Source organism: Cytobacillus massiliigabonensis (genome assembly GCF_900199725.1).
Lineage (GTDB): Bacteria > Bacillota > Bacilli > Bacillales > Cytobacillaceae > Cytobacillus > Cytobacillus massiliigabonensis.
The window spans coordinates 357,915-360,528 of sequence record NZ_LT904903.1; the positions used below are offsets into that span (position 1 = coordinate 357,915).

Annotated in this window: 1 protein-coding gene, 14 tRNA genes and 1 rRNA gene; all 16 read left to right on the forward strand. The window is 43.3% G+C overall.

Annotation, left to right across the window (positions count from 1 at the left end; all coding sequences use genetic code 11):
* Positions 1-17: 17 nt before the first annotated feature.
* The 16 genes from rrf to C1726_RS07935 all read left to right on the forward strand — a co-directional run bounded on the left by rrf (position 18) and on the right by C1726_RS07935 (position 2,512).
* Positions 18-134, forward strand: a 5S ribosomal RNA gene (gene rrf, locus C1726_RS07860).
* 43 nt (positions 135-177) lie between these two features.
* Positions 178-252 (forward strand) — tRNA-Glu (locus C1726_RS07865).
* A gap of 17 nt (positions 253-269) precedes the next feature.
* Positions 270-344: transfer RNA gene (locus C1726_RS07870), tRNA-Gly, on the forward strand.
* Between the two features lie 94 nt (positions 345-438).
* Positions 439-515 (forward strand) — tRNA-Arg (locus C1726_RS07875).
* A gap of 7 nt (positions 516-522) precedes the next feature.
* Positions 523-594 (forward strand) — tRNA-Pro (locus tag C1726_RS07880).
* A gap of 18 nt (positions 595-612) precedes the next feature.
* A tRNA-Ala gene (locus C1726_RS07885) sits at positions 613-688 on the forward strand.
* A 22-nt stretch (positions 689-710) separates the two neighbouring features.
* Positions 711-784 (forward strand) — tRNA-Met (locus tag C1726_RS07890).
* A gap of 15 nt (positions 785-799) precedes the next feature.
* Positions 800-892: transfer RNA gene (locus C1726_RS07895), tRNA-Ser, on the forward strand.
* A 22-nt stretch (positions 893-914) separates the two neighbouring features.
* Positions 915-991 (forward strand) — tRNA-Asp (locus C1726_RS07900).
* Positions 992-1,142: 151 nt separating this feature from the next.
* Positions 1,143-1,218: transfer RNA gene (locus tag C1726_RS07905), tRNA-Phe, on the forward strand.
* Positions 1,219-1,228: 10 nt separating this feature from the next.
* Positions 1,229-1,301: transfer RNA gene (locus C1726_RS07910), tRNA-Thr, on the forward strand.
* Between the two features lie 16 nt (positions 1,302-1,317).
* Positions 1,318-1,401 (forward strand) — tRNA-Tyr (locus C1726_RS07915).
* Positions 1,402-1,406: 5 nt separating this feature from the next.
* Positions 1,407-1,480: transfer RNA gene (locus tag C1726_RS07920), tRNA-Trp, on the forward strand.
* Between the two features lie 9 nt (positions 1,481-1,489).
* A tRNA-His gene (locus C1726_RS07925) sits at positions 1,490-1,565 on the forward strand.
* Positions 1,566-1,571: 6 nt separating this feature from the next.
* Positions 1,572-1,645, forward strand: a tRNA-Ile gene (locus C1726_RS07930).
* A 267-nt stretch (positions 1,646-1,912) separates the two neighbouring features.
* Positions 1,913-2,512 (forward strand): undecaprenyl-diphosphatase, encoded by a 600-nt coding sequence (locus C1726_RS07935; protein ID WP_102272659.1) that lies wholly within the window; start codon positions 1,913-1,915, stop codon positions 2,510-2,512.
* Positions 2,513-2,614: the final 102 nt, after the last annotated feature.

The following is a 2,614-nucleotide window of genomic DNA, read 5'->3' on the forward strand; positions in this document are numbered from 1 at the left end:
CTTTAACTAAAAAATAGTCTGGTGGCGATAGCGAGAAGGTCACACCCGTTCCCATCCCGAACACGGAAGTTAAGCTTCTCAGCGCCAATGGTAGTTAGGGGCTGTCCCCTTGTGAGAGTAGGACGCCGCCAGGCTAAGCCCTAATGTTGGGCTATTTTTTTCGTCTCATTTTATATGGGCCCCTTGGTCAAGCGGTTAAGACACCGCCCTTTCACGGCGGTAACACGGGTTCGAATCCCGTAGGGGTCACCATTATTTGTCTTTTATATGCGGAAGTAGTTCAGTGGTAGAACACCACCTTGCCAAGGTGGGGGTCGCGGGTTCGAATCCCGTCTTCCGCTCCAATTATTTAAAATATTGGTGAATGACGAATATATAGAATTTATAAACATGCAATATCGTATGGTTAGTGTACTTCTCATTATTATTTGGATGAATGCGCCCGTAGCTCAATTGGATAGAGCGTCTGACTACGGATCAGAAGGTTATGGGTTCGACTCCTTTCGGGCGCGCCATTTATATAAGAGAAGTAGCTCAGCTTGGTAGAGCACTTGGTTTGGGACCAAGGGGTCGCAGGTTCAAATCCTGTCTTCCCGATTTTATATATTAGATGGGGCCTTAGCTCAGCTGGGAGAGCGCCTGCCTTGCACGCAGGAGGTCAGCGGTTCGATCCCGCTAGGCTCCACCATAGACATTAATATTTATATTTTGGCGGCGTAGCTCAGCTGGCTAGAGCGTACGGTTCATACCCGTGAGGTCGGGGGTTCGATCCCCTCTGCCGCTACTTACTTTATTGTATGGAGGAATACCCAAGTCCGGCTGAAGGGATCGGTCTTGAAAACCGACAGGCGGGTCAAACCGCGCAGGGGTTCGAATCCCCTTTCCTCCTCCACATTAATTAGTATAAAAATATTGGTCCGGTAGTTCAGTTGGTTAGAATGCCTGCCTGTCACGCAGGAGGTCGCGGGTTCGAGTCCCGTCCGGACCGCCATTTTTTTATTTGTAATTGGCTCAGTAGCTCAGTCGGTAGAGGATCGCTAACATCCATGACTAAGCTTCAGCGGCGATCTGCGAGGAAATTCGTGAGAATTTTTGAGCACAGTTTTTAGTGCAAACAATGTTTAGGATATAAAATAATATTTGGCTCAGTAGCTCAGTCGGTAGAGCAAAGGACTGAAAATCCTTGTGTCGGCGGTTCGATTCCGTCCTGAGCCACCATTTATATTACGCCGGCCTAGCTCAATTGGTAGAGCAACTGACTTGTAATCAGTAGGTTGGGGGTTCAAGTCCTCTGGCCGGCATGTTTCATATCTTTTCGGAGGGGTAGCGAAGTGGCTAAACGCGGCGGACTGTAAATCCGCTCCTTCGGGTTCGGCAGTTCGAATCTGCCCCCCTCCACCATTTATAGGGGTATAGTTTAAAGGTAGAACTAAGGTCTCCAAAACCTTCAGTGTGGGTTCGATTCCTACTACCCCTGCCATTAATTATGGCGGTTGTGGCGAAGTGGTTAACGCATCGGATTGTGGTTCCGACATTCGTGGGTTCGATTCCCATCAGCCGCCCCATAATGCGGGCCTATAGCTCAGCTGGTTAGAGCGCACGCCTGATAAGCGTGAGGTCGATGGTTCGAGTCCATTTAGGCCCATCATTTATGAATAGATAGTTTTGCCTAGTTCTTTTAGGCATTGCCGATAAAAAATGGATAACTAACCATGTCATTGAGATATAGTTAGTTATCCGTTTTTTAATTGTTTTACTTTATCTATGCTATATTTAATACTTTCAATTAATCTATTGGTTTAAACGCTTACCTTACAAAAGTGTAAGCTAATGTAAGGTAAACAAATTTTCCATTTACAGCGCATGGGACATAATTGTAGTATAAGAAAGGAAGTAGGGGGGAAACCAGCTAATGTCATTTACAGAAACGAACATAAATATATTCAGAATGATTAACGACTTAGGGAAAGAATACACATTCTTAAATCCTCCATTTGTTTTCATTGCTGAATATACAGTTTACCTTTTAGCGCTGGCTACCATCATTTATTGGTTTACTCGTGAGTATAAGAATAGAATGATGGTTATAAGTGCGATGATTACTTTTATATTTGCTGAAATCATAGGAAAACTAGCAGGAACATTCCATTCAAACTATCAGCCTTTTGCTGAACTGGCAAACGTGAATAAATTAATAGAAAAGACCGTCGGGAACTCATTTCCAAGTGACCATACCATACTGTTCTTTTCGTTTTGTATGACCTTTTGGCTTTTTAAAAAGGGGTATGGCTTTTTATGGATGATAGCCGCTATCTTAGTAGGAATATCAAGAATGTGGGTAGGCGTGCACTATCCTGCTGATGTTGCTGCAGGAGCATTAATAAGCATTATCACAGCAATTATTGTTTACTATGTTGTCCCTAAGATAAGCTTCATTCAGAAATTATTGAAGCTATATGAAAAAGGAGAAGGATATATATTGCCTTCAAAATCTAAATCTAAGAATTTCTAAAAATCAGAAACATAAAATGACCAGCTAATAAACAGTTAGCTGGTCATTTTATGTTTCTGACACTGGAAATTAATCTTTGGAATTTGCTTTCGCTTGACGGTA

Bases quoted from the DNA above. Each gene is read 5' to 3' on its own strand.
- C1726_RS07935 (WP_102272659.1), top strand. From the start codon at position 1,913: ATGTCATTTACAGAAACGAACATAAATATATTCAGAATGATTAACGAC.